Raw genomic sequence first — 17,732 nt, forward strand, 5'->3', positions numbered from 1 at the left:
TTAGCCGTGGCTTGTCCGCATGAAGCGGCCGCCCGGCAGGACGGTCAGTTGGCCAGCGAGTTCGAGTTGCAGCAGCGTGTTTTGTAATACTGCGCCCTCCATCTCGGTGCGGATGGCAAGAATTTCAAGTGTGGTTGGCGCGTGGCCGAGCGCGGCGAGCAGTCGCTGACCTTCTGCGGTGATCGCTGACGAGGCTGCTGCTGATGCCGCCGCCGGTGCCGAATCCGTCCGAGCCTCACCATCCCGCAGCACTGGCGATGCGCAAGCGGACGGACCCGCCGACGGCTTGGCGAAGCCGAGTTCCTCAAGCACCTCATCGGGCGTTTCGACCAGCTTGGCACCTTGCTTGATCATCCGATGACAGCCACGCGATAGCGGCGCATGGACCGACCCCGGCAACGCAAAGATATCGCGCCCCATTTCATTGGCGAGCCGCGCGGTGATCAGCGAGCCTGAGCGCATTGCTGCCTCGACGATCAGAACGCCGCTAACGAGGCCGGCGATCAGCCGGTTACGCTGCGGAAAATTGGCGGCACGCGCAGGCGTGCCGAGCGGCCATTCCGAGACAATCGCCCCTTGCATCGCGATCTGCCGAGCCAGGGCGTGATGCGCCGATGGGTACACGAGGTCCGCGCCGGTGCCGATGACCGCTACCGTGCCGCCGGGGCCTTCCAGACCGCCGCGATGCGCGGCGCCGTCGATGCCGAGCGCCAGCCCCGACACGATCGTCACGCCCGCCGCTGAAAGCTCACGCGCAAAACGCACCGCGTCCTCGGCGCCTTGCGGCGTGGCGCTGCGGCTGCCCACCACGGCGATCGCCCTCGTATGCAGCAGATCCAGCCGGCCCTTTATATATAGCAGCGGTGGCGGATCGGGCATGGTCAGCAGCGTTGGCGGGTAGGCGGGATCGTCGAGCGCGACCAGATGGTTGCCGGGCTGCTCGCGCCACGCAATCACCGCAGCGAGCTGCGCTTCAAATTCGGGACTGGCCGGAGCCCGCACGGCGCGCGCCGCAGCCTCGCCGGCGACGCCGGCGAGCACCTCGGGCGATTGGTCAAAGATCGCCTCCGGCAGTCCAAACGCGCTCAGAAGTAAGCGCAGCGCGGCGGGTCTCAGCCCCGGCGCGAGCGACAGCCGCAGCCAGGCGGCGAGTTCAATATCCGTTGCGGGCAAGGTGTGCATTGCGGTCGATCCTCGTACAGGGCCAGCGGGCAGGCGGGCGCCATGCTAGAATTTTCATCATCCGAAATAACTGCAGCGCCGCGCCCACCCGCGCGGGCTCGTTGTCTAGCGCAAGTAGCGCGTTGAATCGAAACGGTTCGACACCATCTATCCTCTGCGTAACGCGACGGGCTCACAACCTGGCCGAATGGCCAACGCGAACCTTCCACCGGTCAGCGGCGCCTAAAATCATCTTCAAGATCATGGCTTTACTGAACATCATCAATTACCCGGACAAACGGCTGCACAAGATCGCGAAGCCGGTCGAAGCGGTCAACGACCGCATCCGCCGCCTCGTCGCCGACATGGCCGAAACGATGTACGCCGCGCCCGGCGTCGGGCTCGCCGCGACCCAGGTGGACGTGCACGAGCGCGTGGTCGTGATCGACGTGTCGGACGCGCACGACGAACTGCTGGCCTTCATCAACCCGGAAATCATCTGGTCGAGCGACGAGAGGAAGTTTTCGGAAGAAGGCTGTCTTTCGGTGCCGGGCATTTACGACAACGTCGAGCGCGCCGAGAAGGTGCGCGTGCGGGCGCTGAACGAGAAGGGCGAAACCTTCGAGATGGACTGCGAGGGGCTGCTCGCGGTCTGCATCCAGCACGAAATGGATCACCTGATGGGCCGCGTGTTCGTCGAGTACCTGTCGTCGCTGAAGCAGACGCGTATCAGGAGCAAGATGAAGAAGCTCGCCCACGCGATGTAATGCGCGTCCACCTCGCCTACTTCCCTCGTTCATGAGTCATTCGTTGCGCGTCATCTTTGCCGGTACGCCGGAGTTCGCCGCGGCCGCGCTGGCCGCGATCCACAGCGCCGGTTTTCCGGTGCCGCTCGTGCTGACCCAGCCCGACCGGCCCGCCGGACGCGGGATGAAATTGCAGGCGAGCCCGGTCAAGCGCTATGCGCAGGAGCATGGGCTCGCCGTCGCGCAGCCGCCTTCGCTGCGCCGCGCCGGCAAATATCCGGTCGAAGCCGCCGCCGCCATCGACCTGCTGCGCGCTACGCCGCACGACGTGATGGTGGTGGCCGCTTATGGCCTGATCCTGCCGCAGGAAGTGCTGGATATTCCTCCGTATGGCTGCATCAACATTCACGCGTCGCTGTTGCCGCGCTGGCGCGGCGCCGCGCCGATCCATCGGGCGATCGAAGCGGGCGACGCGGAAACCGGCATCACGCTGATGCAAATGGATGTCGGCCTCGACACCGGCGCGATAATCTCCGAAGTGCGCGCGTCGATCTCCGAAGACGACACCACGGCCACCTTGCACGACCGGCTTGCGCAAGACGGCGCGAAGCTGATCGTCGACGCGCTGATCGAAATCGAGCGCAACGGCCGGCTGCCGGCGACCCCGCAGCCGGCCGAAGGCGCGACGTACGCGGAAAAGATCGGCAAACATGAAGCCGCGCTCGACTGGCGCAAGTCGGCCGACGTGCTCGCGCGCCAGGTGCGCGCGTTCGACCCGTTTCCCGGCGGCGTGGCCACGCTGGACGACGGCACGTCAGTCAAGATCTGGGCGGCGGTTCCCGTAGAGGCGCAAGGCAACAGCGCGCCCGGCACGATCGCCGATGTTTCGCCCGAAGGCGTGGTGGTGGCCTGCGGAGACGGCGCGTTGCGTCTCACGCAATTGCAGAAACCCGGCGGCAAGCGCTTGCCGGTGCGCGAATTCCTGGCCGGCGCGACGCTGGCCGCAGGGCAGCGTTTCCAGCTTCCCGAAGCACAATAACAGCAGCCGTTAACATGTCCTGAACATTGTCCGTTCGGCCGATGTTCAACACCCTCGCCGCAGCCCTGCGGCGCGTTAGAATCCTCCATGCAACGGCCCAGTTTTCGAGGATTCCCATGTTCGGCATCACCCATTTCGAGTTTTTCGTCGTCGCCGTTTTTCTGCTGAATGTGACGCCCGGGCCGGATACGGCCTATATCGTCGGGCGCAGCGTTGCGCAGGGCCGTGGCGCGGGCCTGATGTCCGCGCTTGGTATCTCCGCGGGTTGCTGCGTCCATTCGCTGGCCTGCGCGTTCGGTTTGACGGCGCTGCTGGCCGCGTCGGCCACCGCGTTCACCGTCATCAAGTTCGTCGGCGCTATTTATCTGATCTATCTGGGCGTGCGGTTGATTTTCGCGAAACCAGCGGCAGACGAAGCGGTCGGCGAAGCACGTGCTGCGGGTGCGCCGAAATCGCTACGTCAGCTGTTCCTGCAAGGCTTCTGGACCAATGTGCTGAACCCGAAAGTGGTGCTGTTTTTCGTGTCGTTCTTCCCGCAGTTCGTGACGACCGGCAGCGACCGCAAAGCGCTCGCGTTCCTCACGCTCGGCGTGGTGTTCGTCGTGATGAGCATGATCTGGAACAGTTTTGTCGCGTGGATCGCGGGCAGTGTGACGCGGCGCTTTTCCGGCAAGCCTTCGGTGAAGAAGTGGCTGGATCGCGGCGTCGGCAGCGCATTCGTCGGCTTGGGCATCAAGCTCGCCACCGCATCGAGATGATTGAATTTTCCCTGCGCGTCCATATCTAACGTTTCGCTTACAATCAGTCGCCGCGATGACGCGGCACAGATATGAACCCGCGCTCGGGCAAGGAGTAGCAGACATGTTTAATTGGGTCAAAACCGCGATGTTGATGGCCGCGATCACGGCCCTTTTCATCGTGATCGGCGGGATGATCGGCGGGTCGCGCGGCATGACGATCGCGCTCGTGATCGCCCTTGGAATGAATTTCTTCTCGTACTGGTTCTCGGACAAGATGGTCCTGCGCATGTACAACGCGCAGGAAGTCGACGAAGCCAGCGCGCCGCAGTTCTACCGGATGGTGCGCGAGCTTTCCACGCGTGCCGGCCTGCCGATGCCGCGCGTCTACCTGATCAACGAAGACGCGCCGAACGCGTTCGCCACTGGCCGCAATCCGGAGCACGCGGCGGTTGCCGCGACCACCGGCATCCTGCGGGTGCTGTCCGAGCGCGAAATGCGCGGCGTGATGGCGCACGAACTGGCGCACGTGAAGCATCGCGACATCCTGATCTCGACCGTCTCGGCAACCATGGCCGGCGCCATTTCCGCGCTGGCGAACTTCGCGATGTTCTTCGGCGGTCGCGATGAAAACGGCCGTCCGTCGAATCCGATCGCGAGCATTGCCGTCGCGTTGCTCGCGCCGATCGCCGGCGCCCTGATCCAGATGGCGATTTCGCGCGCGCGTGAATTCGAAGCGGACCGCGGCGGCGCGCAGATTTCCGGCGACCCGCAGGCGCTCGCGTCGGCGCTCGACAAGATTCATCGCTATGCGAGCGGCATTCCGTTTCCGACAGCCGAGCAGCATCCGGCCACCGCGCAGATGATGATCATGAATCCGCTGTCGGGCGGCGGCATCGCGAATCTGTTTTCGACGCATCCGGCCACCGAGGAACGGATCGCCCGGTTGATGGAAATGGCGCGCACCGGGCGCTTCGAATAACGGCGCGCGGCGCTAACCTGGTGAGATGAAAGGCGAGTCCGCGGGCTCGCCTTTTTTATTCGACACACGAGGATTGCGGGTGGCGGCCGCAGCCCTGCCGCAGAAGCCCCAAGCCGCGCCACGCTACAATGTGTTGTTTGTGTCGCGCGCACCGCGCGGCCTGCCTTTGCCTCTTTCATGATCCCAAAGCCTTCTTCGCGTTCTGCTTCCCAATCGGCGCGCCCGCGCGAATCACGTCTGTCGATGCTGCATCTCGCGCCCGAATCGCTCGGCTTTGCGCTCGATTGCGCGGGCCAGGCCGTCGGCGCCGTGCGTCTCGGCGCGGCCTTGCCGGCCGCCCTGCAATCCGTGTTCGTGTCCGCGCCTGAGGGCAACGCCGCCGCTGCGCGCGGCGCCGTGCAGGACATCGCGTACCGCACGATGCGGCGTCTGGCGACCGCCGAATGGCTGATCGCGAAGCTGGTGAAGAAGGCGCCGCCGCCGCACGTCGGTCACGTGCTCGCGTGCGCGCTGGCCTTGCTCGTCGACGATGAAGCGAGCGCCGCTTACGCGCCGTTCACCGTCGTCGATCAGGCCGTCAGCGCAATCGCCGCACGTCGTGAATTCGCGTTCGCGAAGGGGCTCGTCAACGCCGTGCTGCGTAATTTCCTGCGCGAACGTGAGACGCTGCTGCGCGCATTGCAGGCCGACGAAGTGGCACGCTGGAATTACCCGGCGTGGTGGATCGACGCAGTCAGGCGCGCCTGGCCCGACGCGTGGCAAGCGGTGCTCGCCTCCGGCAACACGCAAGGCCCGTTGACGCTGCGCGTGAACGCGCGCCACTCGACAGTCGACGCGTATCTTCAAGTGCTGCAAGACCGTCACATCGCCGCGAGCAAAGCCGGCGACTATGCGGTCAAGTTGGCCACGCCGATGCCGGTCGACCGGATTCCCGGCTTCAGCGACGGCGTCGTGTCCGTGCAGGACGCCGGCGCGCAACTCGCTGCGCAACTGCTCGGCGTGCGCGACGGCATGCGCGTGCTCGATGCGTGCGCGGCGCCGGGCGGCAAGACAGGTCATTTGCTCGAACTCGCCAACCTTCAGCTCGTAGCGCTCGAAAGCGACGCGTCGCGCGCACGTCGCATCGGCGAAAATTTGCAGCGGCTGAAGCTCGAAGCAGAAGTGCGCATCGGCGATGCGGGCCAGCCGTCAAAATGGCATGACGACATCGACCAGCCCTTCGACCGTATTCTCGCCGACGTGCCGTGTTCCGCATCGGGCATCGTGCGGCGTCATCCGGATATTCGCTGGCTGCGCCGCGCGTCCGATATTCCCGCGCTGGTCGCCGAACAGCGCCGCATTCTCGACGCGCTGTGGCCGCTCGTGAAGCCGGGCGGCGAGTTGCTCTACGTTACGTGTTCGATCTTCCCCGAAGAAGGCGAGTTGCAGGCACAGTGGTTTGGAGACAAGTACCAGGATGCGGTACGATTGGACGCGCCGGGGCAACTTTTACCCACAGTTTCCCGCGCGCCCGCCGACACATCGGCCGATTCCCATGCCGGACACGCCGCTGAAGATGGCGCCGGCTCGAACTCAGACCACGACGGATTTTTCTACGCGCGCTTTCAGAAACGGTGACCATCAAACGCTTTTTCCCGCTTCGGCTCGTAGCCGTGCTCTGGATCGCGCTGGCCGTATGGCTTGCCGCACCGGGCGTGGCGCACGCTGACTCGATCGCGGTGCAGCGGGCGTCGCTGCAATCCGACGGTACCGGCTGGAGCCTCGACACGCGCTTTGACTTCGATCTGAACAGCAACCTCGAAGACGCCGTCAATAAAGGCATTCCGCTTTACTTCACGACGGATTTCGAACTGAACCGGCCGCGCTGGTACTGGTTCGACGAGCAGCCGGTGAGCGTGTCGCAGAGCATCCGTCTGTCGTTCCAGCCGCTCACGCGTGAGTACCGCGTCTCGAGCGTGTCGTCGGGCGGTTTGCAGCTCGGTTTCAGTACGCTCAAAGACGCGCTCGCGGTGATCAAGCACGTCACCTCATGGCATGTGATCGACCGCAATCAGGTGCATACCGGCGAGACTTACAACGCCTCCGTGCGCATGCAGCTCGACATCGCGCTGATGCCCAAGCCGTTCCAGATCGACGCCGTGAACAACCGCGACTGGAATCTCTCGTCGGAATGGAAGCGCTTTACCTTCACGGTGACCGAACGTGCTAAATAGAGTGCGCCGCGCCACCAGTGTCAGCAGCATCGTCGTGCGCGTGCTGGTGACTACGGTCGCCGTGACGGCCGTGCTGCTGCTGGTGCTGCTCGCGGCCGCGAGCGCGAACACCGAATTCTTCGACCGTTATTACCAGTGGCTGTATGCAGCCAATCTCGCGGTTGCGATGATCTTTTTGCTGGTGGTGGCGACGCTCGTCATCATCATCATTGCCCGGCTTCGCAAGGGCAAATTCGGCACGCGGCTGCTCGCGAAACTCGCGTTCTTCATGGCGCTGGTCGGCGTGGTGCCGGGCGGGATCATTTACGTCGTGTCGTATCAGTTCGTGTCGCGCAGTATCGAATCGTGGTTCGACGTGAACGTCGAAACCGCGTTGACCTCGGGGCTGAACCTCGGCCGCGGCATGCTCGACGCGTCGCTGTCGGATCTGCAGACCAAGGGCCGTTTGATGTCCGAGCAGCTGGCGAGCGCGGATGCGGCCGGCACGACGCTCACGCTCTTGCGCTTGCGCGATCAGTTCGGCGTGCAGGACGCGACGATCATCGAGCCCACGCGCAGCATGTCGGGCGCGACGCCGGATATGCACGTGGTCGCGCAGGCGTCCGGCAATTTCGCGACGCTGGTGCCGAACGATTTGCCCACGCCGCTGATGATCGATCAGGCGCGCGGGCGCGGCTATGCGGCGATCGAAGGCGAAGTGGACGGCGATCCGCACGCGCATGGCAGCAAGGGCGCATTGCGGCTGCGCGTCGTGCAGCGCATTCCGGATTCGAACGCGTCGCTGTTACAGCCCACCGAACGCTTCCTGCAACTGACGCAGCCGGTCTCGCCGTCGCTCGCACGTAATGCCGACGCGGTGCAGCGCGCGTATCGCGAGTATCAGGAGAAGGCGCTGGGCCGCACCGGCTTGCGCAAGATGTACATCGGCACACTGACGCTTGCGCTGTTCCTCGCGACCTTCATCGCGATGATGCTGGCGCTCGCGCTCGGCAATCAGCTTGCGCGGCCGTTGTTCCTGCTCGCGCAGGGTACCAAGGAAGTGACCGAGGGCGACTACACGCCGAAGCGCGAAATCAAGTCGCGCGACGAACTGGGCTTCCTCACGCAGTCGTTCAACGCGATGACGCGGCAGCTTTCCGAAGCGCGCGCGGCGGTCGAGAACAACCGCATCGCGCTCGAGCATTCGAAGGCCTATCTGGAAAGCATTCTTGCGAACCTGACCGCGGGCGTGTTCGTGTTCGACCGGCAGTTCCGCCTCACCACCGCGAACCGCGGCGCCGAGCGGATTTTCCGTCAGCCGTTCCAGGCGGTGCTGGGTTCGGCGCTCGATCAGATCGGCGTGCTGAGCGAGTTCGGCGGCATGGTGCGCAAGGCCTTTGCCGATCGTGAAGCGGCAAGTGGTGACGGTCACGACGACCGCGGCCATTGGCAGCAGCAATTCTCGGTGCAGGTGCCCGACGAAACCGAGCCGCTCACCTTGCTCGTGCGCGGCGCGCGCCTTGTGTCCGCCACCGACCGCGATGCCGAAGACATGCAGACCTCGGGCTACGTCGTCGTGTTCGACGACATCTCCGACGTGATCTCGGCGCAGCGTTCGATCGCGTGGGGCGAAGTCGCGCGGCGGCTCGCGCATGAGATCAAGAATCCGCTCACGCCGATCCAGCTCTCGGCCGAGCGTTTGCAGATGAAGCTCGCCGACAAGCTGTCGGCGTCGGATGCCGATGTGCTCAAGCGTGGCGCGACCACGATCGTGAACCAGGTCGCGGCGATGAAGCAGATGGTCGACAATTTCCGCGACTATGCGCGTACGCCGCCGGCGGTGCTCGCGCATCTGCAGCTGAACGATCTGGTCAGCGAAGTGCTCACGTTGTACGGTATCGAGGAAGGCAAGAGCGCGATTCAAGTGGAACTCGCGGAACTGCCGGTGATTCGTGGCGACGCGACGCAATTGCGTCAGGTGATTCACAACCTGCTGCAGAACGCGCAGGATGCAGTGGCCGACCTCGAGCAACCACGTGTGTTGCTCGAGACGAGGACAGTAGAATACGGAGACCCCGACGCGGAAGGCAAAGTACGCGTCGCGGTGCGTCTGACGGTGTCGGATAACGGACCGGGCTTCCCTGCGCGTATCCTGACACGTGCATTCGAACCTTACGTGACGACCAAGGCCAAAGGTACGGGTCTCGGTCTTGCGATGGTCAAGAAGATCGTCGACGAACACGGCGCGCGGATCGACATTCGCAACCGCATGAAAGCGGGCGATGTGATCGAAGGCGCGCAGATCTCGATCCTCTTCCTTCAACTGGCAGACGATGCTGCGGCACCTGAAGCGGGGCCGCGGGCGGCGCACAGCAGTGCGTCGCAGGGAACGACAAAAGCAACAGTGCAGACAAGGGCAGCGTAAATGGCAACCATCCTGGTGGTAGATGATGAAATGGGCATCCGGGAATTGCTCTCGGAGATCCTGAGCGACGAGGGACATGTCGTGGAGGCCGCGGAAAACGCGCAGGAGGCGCGCGATTTCCGTTTGCGCCAGGCGCCCGATCTGGTATTGCTCGACATCTGGATGCCCGATACCGACGGTGTGACCTTGCTCAAGGAATGGGCCGCGCAAGGGCAACTGACCATGCCGGTGATCATGATGTCCGGCCACGCAACCATCGATACGGCGGTCGAAGCGACCAAGATCGGCGCGCTCAATTTTCTCGAGAAACCGATCGCGTTGCAGAAGCTGTTGAAGGCGGTCGAGCAAGGGCTGGCGCGTGGCAATGCTGCAAGTGCGCCCGGCGGCACGGTAACCAAGCCGGTCTTGCCGACCAACGCGTCGGTAGTGGCTTCAGCGGCGGCGTTGCCGATGCTGTCGTCGGACGGCATGGGCAGCGGCGCATTGGCTGCGCAAACGGCGTCGATCTCGTTCGATATCCCGTTGCGCGATGCACGTGATGCGTTCGAGCGCGCGTACTTCGAATATCACCTCGCACGCGAGAACGGCAGCATGACGCGCGTGGCGGAGAAGACCGGATTGGAGCGCACGCACCTGTATCGCAAGCTCAAGCAGCTCGGCGTCGACCTCGGCAAGAACAAAGGGGAGTGAACGGCGGCGCCATGCGCGCAGATATTGCCCCGGCTGATTTTTTCGAGAAGGGGCTTGCCGTGCTGCTGACCCTTTGATATCATCTCGTTCTTCGTTGGCCCGGTAGCTCAGTTGGTAGAGCAGCGGATTGAAAATCCGCGTGTCGATGGTTCGATTCCGTCCCAGGCCACCAGGATTCAGCCCCAGGAAATCGCAAGATTCCTGGGGCTTTTCCTTTTCTGACGGGCATTCGCCGGTTCCGGCCTGTGCGCACGATGCGAGTGCAGCGCGCTCGGCGGCGTTCGGCGCCGCGTGATAAAATCGCGCCAGTTCAAGGACTTGCACGCGAGTGCGGTGCCGAGGGTGGTGCCTGAGTGCCACCGCGCCAGACAAGTCCTTTCGTGTTTCTGGCGCTGGCCTTGTGAGGCATCCTGGTTGCAAACGGCCAGTCTCCAACAGACGCCGAACCCTGCGTCCGACGATTAACGGTATAAGCGCCCAGCGACTCTGCATGCGGAAGGCGCGGCCTATACTGGTTTGGGCCGGCAGCAGTGCCGGCACGCGTCGCGCCGCGTTGCTTGCATGGCGCACCTCGCGCAGCGCGACGCGGCACTCATCATTCACGGAGTTTCACGGTGATCCGCAAAGACGCTAAACGTAGCGCTCTGGTGCTGTTTTCCGGCGGCCAGGATTCCGCCACGTGCCTCGCCTGGGCGCTCGAACGTTATGAAACGGTCGAAACGCTCGGCTTCGATTACGGTCAACGGCACCGGGTCGAACTCGAATGCCGCGAAGGTTTTCGTCACGCTGTGGTGCGCGTTTTTCCAGCATGGGCCGAGCGCCTCGGCGACGATCACATGATCGATCTGTCGGTGCTCGGTTCGATCAGCGACACCGCGATGACGCGTGAGATCGAGATCGAAGCCACCGCGAACGGTTTGCCGAATACGTTCGTGCCGGGCCGCAATCTGATGTTCATGACGATCGCCGCGGCCATCGCGTATCGGCGTGGCTTGCAGGTGCTGGTCGGCGGGATGTGCGAGACGGATTTCTCGGGCTACCCCGATTGCCGCGACGATACGATGAAGGCATTGCAGGTCGCGCTGAACCTCGGCATGGACAAGCGCTTCCTGCTCGAAACGCCGCTGATGTGGCTCGACAAGGCCGACACGTGGCGTCTCGCGCACGAGCTGGGCGGCGACGAACTGGTTGAACTGGTGCGCGTCGAAACGCATACCTGCTACGTCGGCGAGCGCGCAGAATTGCATGCGTGGGGCTTCGGCTGCGGCGAATGCCCCGCGTGCCGCTTGCGCAAGCGTGGCTACGAAGCGTATCTGGCCGGCGAGAAGGTTACCGAGCCGGTTTGACGGCTCTGCGCGGCGCCGTCCCAGCGAACGCCACGCAGACCATCATTTTCAGGAACACAAGGCAGAAAGCAGCATGACGTACGCGGTCAAGGAAATCTTCTACACATTGCAGGGCGAGGGCGCGAATGCCGGGCGTCCGGCCGTGTTCTGCCGGTTCGCCGGCTGCAATCTGTGGTCGGGCCGCGAAGAAGATCGCGAGGAGGCTGTGTGCCGCTTCTGCGATACCGATTTCGTCGGCACCGACGGCGAGAACGGCGGCAAGTACCGCACCGCCGAAGAGCTGGTGCAGATGATTGCGTCCCTGTGGCCGGAAGGCGAGGGTGAACGCTTCGTGGTGTGCACGGGCGGCGAACCGATGCTGCAGATCGATCAGCCGTTCGTCGATGCGCTGCATGCCGCCGCTTTCGAAATCGCCATCGAAACCAACGGCTCACTGCCGGTGCTCGAGACGATCGACTGGATCTGCGTGAGCCCGAAGGCCGACGCGCCGCTCGTCGTTACCAAAGGCAACGAACTGAAGGTCGTGATTCCGCAGGACAACCAGCGGCTGTCCGACTATGCGAAGCTCGACTTCGAGTATTTCCTCGTCCAGCCGATGGACGGCCCGTCGCGCGACATCAACACCAAGCTCGCGATCGACTGGTGCAAACGCCATCCGCAATGGCGCCTGTCGATGCAGACCCACAAATATCTGAACATTCCCTGATTTGCCGTGCTGACGATTACACGAAAACTCGAATTCGACGCGGGTCACCGCATCCCTGACCACCGCAGCCAGTGCCGTAATCTGCACGGGCATCGCTATGTGCTCGAAATCACGCTGCAAGGCGACCTGGTCGATACGGAAGGCGCGCCCGATCGCGGCATGGTGATGGACTTCGCCGACGTGAAGGCGCTCGCCGTCGAGCATCTGGTGGATAAATGGGACCATGCATTCCTCGTCTACGAAGGCGATACGCAGGTGCGTGGTTTTCTGGAAACCATGGCGGGGCATAAGACGGTCGTGCTCGATCGCATTCCGACCGTCGAGAATCTCGCCGCCGTCGCGTTCGACATCCTCGCGAACGTCTACGACGCACACTACGGCGTAAATCTGCGCCTGCACAAGGTGCGCTTGTTCGAGACGCCGAACTGCTGGGCCGACGTGGTCCGCGACTGAAGCTGCGCTCAGCAGTACGACCCAACCCCCGCGTTATTGTCACGGTATGATCGCTCCGATAACCACACGGAGCGAGACATGCCGGTCCCCGCATTGCGTCGCAGCAGGTATGTTGGCCACCACGGCCTTGGCGGCCACCAGGTTTGCCACACCAGCGTCCTTTCCCGCGTTTCAGGCGATATGTCCCATCGCCGGGGAGCGTGGCGATGAGCACCTTTACCAATCCCCTCAAGCAACGTCTGAAGGAAACCGAGCCGCTGTTCGGCCTGTGGCTGTCGCTCGGTAGCGAATCGGCGGCCGAGGCGCTCGCGCATGCCGGTTTCGACTGGCTGCTGATCGATATGGAACACGCGCCGAACGATAGCGGCGACGTCACCGCGCAATTGCGCGCGATTGCCGCCGCGCATCTGCCGAGCGAACCGGTCGTGCGGGTGCCCGCCAGCGAGGCGTGGCTTGTCAAGCGCGTGCTGGACGCCGGCGCGCGCACGCTGATGTTCCCGAATATCGAATCCGCCGAGGAGGCGGCCCACGCGGTGCGCCTGACGCAATATCCGACCGCCGACGCGCTCGACGGTTTGCGCGGCGTCGCCGGCGCGGTACGGGCGGCTTCGTACGGCATGCGGCGCGATTACGTGCAGACGGCCAACGCGCAGATCGCGACCATCGTGCAGATCGAATCGGCGCGCGGCTTGCAGGAAGTCGAGAAGATCGCCGCGACGCCGGGTATCGATTGCCTGTTCGTCGGGCCGGCCGATCTGGCCGCGAGTCTCGGTCATCTCGGCGATTCGAAGCATGCCGACGTGCAGGCGGCGATGGCGCGCATCGTCGACGCCGCCAACAAGGCTGGCATTGCAACCGGCATGTTTGCCGTCGACGTCGCGAGTGCGAAGCAGTATCGCAATGCTGGTTTCCGTTTTATCGCTCTGGCCGCGGACGTCATGTGGATGTTGCGTGCGACTCGCCAGGCGTTGCAGGAGGTGAGGTCATGAAGGGGATGGTGCAATGCGTCGTCGTGCGTCTGGCAGTGACAGCGGCGTTGATGGCGGATGTGACAGCGTACGCGCAGGACAAGCTCGCGAAGTCGAGCGATCCCGAGACGCAAACCGCGGTTGCCGATTACAACGCCGGCAACCTGACGGCGGCGCTTTCCGAGTTTCGCCGGGCAGCCGAGCACGGCAGCCGGCTCGCCGAGTTCAACTACGCCATGATGCTGCTCAACGGCGAAGGCACCACCGCGAATGTCGATGAAGGCAAGAAGTGGCTGCGCAAGGCAGCGGACGCCAACATGTCGCACGCGCAGTACGTGTACGGCAAGATGTACGACGATGGTGAGTTCGTCGGGCGCGATCCGGTCGAGGCGCATCGGTGGTTTTTGAAGGCCGCGCAGCAAGGGCACGTGCAGGCGGAACTGGCGCTCGCCAATCAGTTTCTCGACGGCCGCGGCACCGAGCGCGACAACAAGCAGGCCTTCGTCTGGTACAAGAAGGCGGCGCAAGGCGGCGACATGACCGCGCAATACGTGACCGGCTCGTTCTACGAGCGCGGTGGCGATGGTGTGGACAAAAACCTGAACGTGGCGCGCGCGTATTACGCGGCGGCGGCGGCACAGGGCGATCCGGCGGCGCGTCTGAAATATCAGCAACTGAGCGCGCAATTGCGGGATCAGAAGGAAGTGAAACCGCAGTAGATAAAAAAGGGGCGCTCCTTGCGGTGCGCCCCTTTTGCTTCCTGGGCCATTCGTGGCCTGCTTCAACTCCGCTGCTTCAACTCTGCCGCTTCAACTCTGCATCAACCGTTTCTGCCGCGCGACGTTCATGATCAGGCCGATCGCGACCCCCAGCGTGGTGAGCGCCGTGCCGCCGTAACTCATGAACGGCAGCGGCACGCCGACCACCGGCAAGATCCCGCTGACCATCCCGATGTTGACGAACGCGTAGGTGAAGAACGCCATCGTTAGCGAACCGGCCAGCAGGCGTCCAAACAGCGTCGCGCCATTGGCCGCTATATACAGACCGCGCGCGATCAGCAACATGTAAAGCGTCAGCAGTACGAGGCCGCCGGCCAGCCCGAACTCCTCGGAAAATACTGCGAAGATAAAGTCGGTGTGCTTCTCGGGGATGAACTCCAGATGCGCCTGCGTGCCCTTCAGCCAGCCTTTGCCGAGCGGCCCGCCCGAGCCGATTGCAATCACTGCCTGGATCGTGTGAAAGCCCTTGCCGAGCGGATCGGAGGTTGGATCGAGCAGCGTGCAGATGCGGTGCTTCTGATAGTCGTGCATCAGCGGCCACTGCACTTCGGGCTGGCAAATCTTGTCCTGGAACGCGGCGATCGAACCGACCGCGATCACGCCGGCAATCAGCACCGGCACGATCAGCTTGAAACTCAGGCCCGCGAAGTAGATCACGAAGAACCCGGCCGCAAACACCAGCACGGCGGTGCCCAGGTCGGGCTGCTTCGCGATCAGGCCGACCGGCACGATCAGGATCGCGAAACCGACCAGGTAGTCGTACCAGCGCATCACTCCTTCGCGGCGCTGGTAGTACCACGCGAGCATCAACGGCGTGGCGATCTTCAGAATCTCGGACGGCTGGATCACCACGCCGACGTTGATCCAACGTTTTGCGCCCTTGCGCGTCAAACCGAACAGGGCCACCGCAACCAGTAACGCGATACCGAACGTATAGAGCGGTACCGCGAAGCGCATCAGCGTCGTGGGTGGCACATTGGCGAGCGCCCACATCAGCACGAACGTCAGCATGATGTTGCGCAGCTGGTCTTCCACGCGGCCGGGAACGTCCAGACTTGCGCTGTACAGCGTGACGATGCCGACGCACAGCAGCAGAAACACGACCAGCGCGAGCGGGCGATCGAAGCCCGCGAACATGCGCTTGATGCGGTCGAGCCAGGCGCGCTTGTCGAATTGCATGCCTTTCTCCTTACTCGTCGATGCCGCCGGAAACCGGCTGGCGTGGCGACGTGGACTGAATGCCGTCATCCCGCGACGGTGCGGCGGCGGTCGGAACCGCCTCGCTGCTCGGGTGGGGCTTACGCGGGCCGCCGGATTTGCGCGGCGGCGGATTCTTTGCGGCGGTGGACGCAGAGGCGGCAACGGCCGCCGAAGCGCCGGATGCCGCAGCCGTAGCAGCAGGCGCCGAGGTCGCGGCTGGTACCGATGCGGCAGCCGCAGCCGAGGCTGCCGCCGAAGCCGCACCCGGTATCGGCAGCGGCGTGAAGCCCGCCGCGACTTTGACCGGTTGCGCCGCTTCCTGCGGCGTCGGTGCGTCGCCCACTTCCGGCGCGGATGCATCCTGCGTCGCCGAGGCTGCTGCCGCTACGGCTGCCGCTTCAGCGCCCGGCTTCAGCTTGCCGATCAGGTAGTAGTCGAGGACACGCCGCGCAATCGGGCCGGCCGATTCAGCACCCCAGCCGCCGTTTTCGACGATCAGCGCAAGCGCGATCTTCGGTTGTTCGGCAGGCGCGAATGCGATGAACAGCGCGTGGTCGCGCAGATGCTCGGCGATCGCGTGGCCCTTGTAGTTCGCGCCTTGCAGCGAATACACCTGCGCGGTGCCGGTCTTGCCGGCCGCCAGATACGGCGCGCCGATGAACAGCTTCGACGCGGTGCCGTTCGTCACGACGCCTTCCATCGCGCGCTTGATGATGTCGATGTCCGATTGCTTCACGGCGATCCTGTCTTTGGGATCGCGCACGACCGCACGCGTGTCCTTCGTGATCGGATTTTCGATGCCGCGCACGAGGTGCGGCTTCATCACGACACCGTTGTTCGCGAGCGTTGCCGTTGCGTGGGCGAGTTGCAGAATGGTGAACGAGTTGTAGCCCTGACCGATGCCCAGACTGATCGTTTCGCCCTCGTACCAGCGCTGCTGCTCGGGCTTGCGGTACGCCTTGCGCTTCCATTCCGTCGACGGCAGGATGCCGCGCGCTTCGCCCGAAATATCGATGCCGGTGATCTGACCGAAACCCCACGGCTTCATGAAGCCGGCGATCGCGTTGACGCCGAGATCGTGCGCGAGCATGTAGAAATACGTGTCGTTCGACACGACGATCGCGCGGTTCATATCGACCCAGCCCTGGCCCGAGCGCACGTCGTTGCGGAACGTGTGGCCGCCGAACGTGTACGAGCCCGGATCCTGGAAGCCCCAGCCCGGCGTGCGCTTGTGCAGCGTCAGCGCGGCGAGCGCCATGAACGGCTTGTAGGTCGAGCCCGGCGGGTAGGTGCCGTGCAGCGGCCGGTTCAGGAGCGGATGGTCCGGCGAATTGTTCAGTTCGTCCCAGGTCTGCTGATCGATGCCGTCGACGAAAGAATTCGGATCGAAGCTCGGCGCCGAGACGAACGCGAGAACGTCACCCGACGACGGTTCGATCGCGACCAGCGCGCCGCGGCGGCCCGCGAAGGCTTGCTCGGCGACCTGCTGCAAGCCGATATCGAGCGACAGCTCGAGGTTGTTGCCGGGCGTCGCCTGGGTGCGCGACAGCGTGCGCACCGGCCGCCCGCCCGCTGTCACTTCGACTTCCTCGAAACCGGTCTGGCCGTGCAGTTCGGTTTCGTAGCTCTGCTCGACGCCGATCTTGCCGATGTAATCGGTGCCCTTGTAGTTGTTCGCGTCCAGACGCGGATCGTAGTGATCCGGATCTCTGTCGTTCTGATCGCTGGCGTCGTCGATACGCTCCTGGTCGCGCTGCGAAATCCGCCCGATGTAGCCGATCACGTGCGCAGCGGTCGGCCCGAGCGGATATTGGCGGAACAGGCGCGCGCGCACTTCCACGCCCGGAAAGCGGAAGCGCTGCGCGGTGAAGCGCGCGACTTCGTCGTCGGTGAGGCGGGTGCGGATCGGCAGGCTCTCGAAGTTCTTCGAGTCTTCCTGCAGCTTCTTGAAGCGGCGCCGGTCGCGGGCGTCGATCGAAACCACGGTGGCCAGGCTGTCGATCACGTTTTCGAGCGTGTCGTTCAGCTTCGACGCGGTGATTTCGAGCGTGTATGCGGAGTAGTTCTTGGCCAGCACCACGCCGTTGCGGTCGGTGATGATGCCGCGGTTCGGCACGATCGGCGCGACCGAGATGCGGTTTTCATCGGCTTGCAGCGAGTACTTGCTGTAGTGCCAGACCTGCAGGAACAGGAAACGGAACCCGATCAGCCCGAAGCACACGAACACGAACAGGCCCGCCGCCGCGACGCGCAGGCGGAACTTCGAGAGCTGTTGCTGAGTGTCCTTGAATTCGGTCATGCGATTCTG

General features: G+C 64.0%; 16 protein-coding genes and 1 tRNA gene. 14 read left to right on the top strand and 3 right to left on the bottom strand.

Annotated elements, in window-relative coordinates:
- The gene (dprA, locus tag AC3WOG_RS00540) at positions 1-1,182 is read right to left on the bottom strand and encodes a DNA-processing protein DprA (RefSeq protein ID WP_492576139.1); all 1,182 of its coding nucleotides are present in this window, start codon (positions 1,180-1,182) and stop codon (positions 1-3) included.
- A gap of 242 nt (positions 1,183-1,424) precedes the next feature.
- Here dprA and def point away from each other — a divergent pair, with 242 nt between their 5' ends.
- From def to AC3WOG_RS00610, 14 genes are all read left to right on the top strand, one after another.
- On the top strand, positions 1,425-1,928 hold the full coding sequence (gene def, locus AC3WOG_RS00545; RefSeq protein ID WP_492576140.1) for a peptide deformylase: 504 nt from the start codon (positions 1,425-1,427) through the stop codon (positions 1,926-1,928).
- Between the two features lie 31 nt (positions 1,929-1,959).
- On the top strand, positions 1,960-2,946 hold the full coding sequence (gene fmt / locus AC3WOG_RS00550; RefSeq protein WP_492576141.1) for a methionyl-tRNA formyltransferase: 987 nt from the start codon (positions 1,960-1,962) through the stop codon (positions 2,944-2,946).
- A 116-nt stretch (positions 2,947-3,062) separates the two neighbouring features.
- Complete coding sequence (locus AC3WOG_RS00555) at positions 3,063-3,704, top strand: LysE family translocator (protein WP_492576142.1); 642 nt, start codon at positions 3,063-3,065, stop codon at positions 3,702-3,704.
- Positions 3,705-3,807: 103 nt separating this feature from the next.
- Complete coding sequence (htpX, locus tag AC3WOG_RS00560; protein ID WP_341313684.1) at positions 3,808-4,665, top strand: zinc metalloprotease HtpX; 858 nt, start codon at positions 3,808-3,810, stop codon at positions 4,663-4,665.
- Between the two features lie 177 nt (positions 4,666-4,842).
- A complete protein-coding gene (gene rsmB, locus AC3WOG_RS00565) occupies positions 4,843-6,282 on the top strand; it encodes a 16S rRNA (cytosine(967)-C(5))-methyltransferase RsmB (RefSeq protein WP_492576144.1) in 1,440 nt (479 codons plus the stop codon).
- Complete coding sequence (locus tag AC3WOG_RS00570; RefSeq protein ID WP_492576145.1) at positions 6,279-6,878, top strand: DUF4390 domain-containing protein; 600 nt, start codon at positions 6,279-6,281, stop codon at positions 6,876-6,878. The genes rsmB and AC3WOG_RS00570 overlap by 4 nt, the downstream gene beginning before the upstream one ends.
- The gene (locus tag AC3WOG_RS00575) at positions 6,868-9,282 is read left to right on the top strand and encodes a sensor histidine kinase (RefSeq protein WP_492576146.1); all 2,415 of its coding nucleotides are present in this window, start codon (positions 6,868-6,870) and stop codon (positions 9,280-9,282) included. Before AC3WOG_RS00570 ends, AC3WOG_RS00575 begins: the two co-directional genes overlap by 11 nt.
- Positions 9,283-9,972, top strand: coding sequence for a response regulator transcription factor EsaR (gene esaR, locus AC3WOG_RS00580; protein WP_492576147.1), 690 nt, complete (start codon positions 9,283-9,285; stop codon positions 9,970-9,972).
- Between the two features lie 96 nt (positions 9,973-10,068).
- Positions 10,069-10,144: transfer RNA gene (locus AC3WOG_RS00585), tRNA-Phe, on the top strand.
- A gap of 442 nt (positions 10,145-10,586) precedes the next feature.
- Positions 10,587-11,318 (top strand): 7-cyano-7-deazaguanine synthase QueC, encoded by a 732-nt coding sequence (gene queC, locus AC3WOG_RS00590; RefSeq protein ID WP_492576148.1) that lies wholly within the window; start codon positions 10,587-10,589, stop codon positions 11,316-11,318.
- A gap of 73 nt (positions 11,319-11,391) precedes the next feature.
- Positions 11,392-12,024: a 7-carboxy-7-deazaguanine synthase gene (gene queE / locus AC3WOG_RS00595; protein WP_492576149.1), complete on the top strand. Its 633-nt coding sequence runs from the start codon at positions 11,392-11,394 to the stop codon at positions 12,022-12,024.
- Positions 12,025-12,033: 9 nt separating this feature from the next.
- Complete coding sequence (gene queD, locus AC3WOG_RS00600) at positions 12,034-12,477, top strand: 6-carboxytetrahydropterin synthase QueD (RefSeq protein WP_410832634.1); 444 nt, start codon at positions 12,034-12,036, stop codon at positions 12,475-12,477.
- Positions 12,478-12,683: 206 nt separating this feature from the next.
- The gene (locus AC3WOG_RS00605; protein WP_492576150.1) at positions 12,684-13,466 is read left to right on the top strand and encodes an HpcH/HpaI aldolase family protein; all 783 of its coding nucleotides are present in this window, start codon (positions 12,684-12,686) and stop codon (positions 13,464-13,466) included.
- Positions 13,463-14,164, top strand: coding sequence for a tetratricopeptide repeat protein (locus tag AC3WOG_RS00610; protein WP_492576151.1), 702 nt, complete (start codon positions 13,463-13,465; stop codon positions 14,162-14,164). The genes AC3WOG_RS00605 and AC3WOG_RS00610 overlap by 4 nt, the downstream gene beginning before the upstream one ends.
- A gap of 90 nt (positions 14,165-14,254) precedes the next feature.
- On the opposite strand, the gene rodA is transcribed toward AC3WOG_RS00610, so the two are convergent.
- Entirely contained in the window at positions 14,255-15,403 is a 1,149-nt protein-coding gene (gene rodA / locus AC3WOG_RS00615; RefSeq protein WP_492576152.1) for a rod shape-determining protein RodA, read from the bottom strand.
- A gap of 10 nt (positions 15,404-15,413) precedes the next feature.
- Positions 15,414-17,723 (bottom strand): penicillin-binding protein 2, encoded by a 2,310-nt coding sequence (gene mrdA, locus AC3WOG_RS00620; protein WP_492576153.1) that lies wholly within the window; start codon positions 17,721-17,723, stop codon positions 15,414-15,416.
- Between the last annotated feature and the right edge of the window lie 9 nt (positions 17,724-17,732).

It is taken from the genome of Paraburkholderia sp. FW306-02-B, assembly GCF_058782725.1.

Coding starts and splice junctions, on each gene's coding strand:
- dprA (WP_492576139.1), bottom strand. CDS start 1,182: ATGCACACCTTGCCCGCAACGGATATTGAACTCGCCGCCTGGCTGCGG.
- def (WP_492576140.1), top strand. CDS start 1,425: ATGGCTTTACTGAACATCATCAATTACCCGGACAAACGGCTGCACAAG.
- fmt (WP_492576141.1), top strand. CDS start 1,960: ATGAGTCATTCGTTGCGCGTCATCTTTGCCGGTACGCCGGAGTTCGCC.
- AC3WOG_RS00555 (WP_492576142.1), top strand. CDS start 3,063: ATGTTCGGCATCACCCATTTCGAGTTTTTCGTCGTCGCCGTTTTTCTG.
- htpX (WP_341313684.1), top strand. CDS start 3,808: ATGTTTAATTGGGTCAAAACCGCGATGTTGATGGCCGCGATCACGGCC.
- rsmB (WP_492576144.1), top strand. CDS start 4,843: ATGATCCCAAAGCCTTCTTCGCGTTCTGCTTCCCAATCGGCGCGCCCG.
- esaR (WP_492576147.1), top strand. CDS start 9,283: ATGGCAACCATCCTGGTGGTAGATGATGAAATGGGCATCCGGGAATTG.
- queE (WP_492576149.1), top strand. CDS start 11,392: ATGACGTACGCGGTCAAGGAAATCTTCTACACATTGCAGGGCGAGGGC.
- AC3WOG_RS00605 (WP_492576150.1), top strand. CDS start 12,684: ATGAGCACCTTTACCAATCCCCTCAAGCAACGTCTGAAGGAAACCGAG.
- AC3WOG_RS00610 (WP_492576151.1), top strand. CDS start 13,463: ATGAAGGGGATGGTGCAATGCGTCGTCGTGCGTCTGGCAGTGACAGCG.
- rodA (WP_492576152.1), bottom strand. CDS start 15,403: ATGCAATTCGACAAGCGCGCCTGGCTCGACCGCATCAAGCGCATGTTC.
- mrdA (WP_492576153.1), bottom strand. CDS start 17,723: ATGACCGAATTCAAGGACACTCAGCAACAGCTCTCGAAGTTCCGCCTG.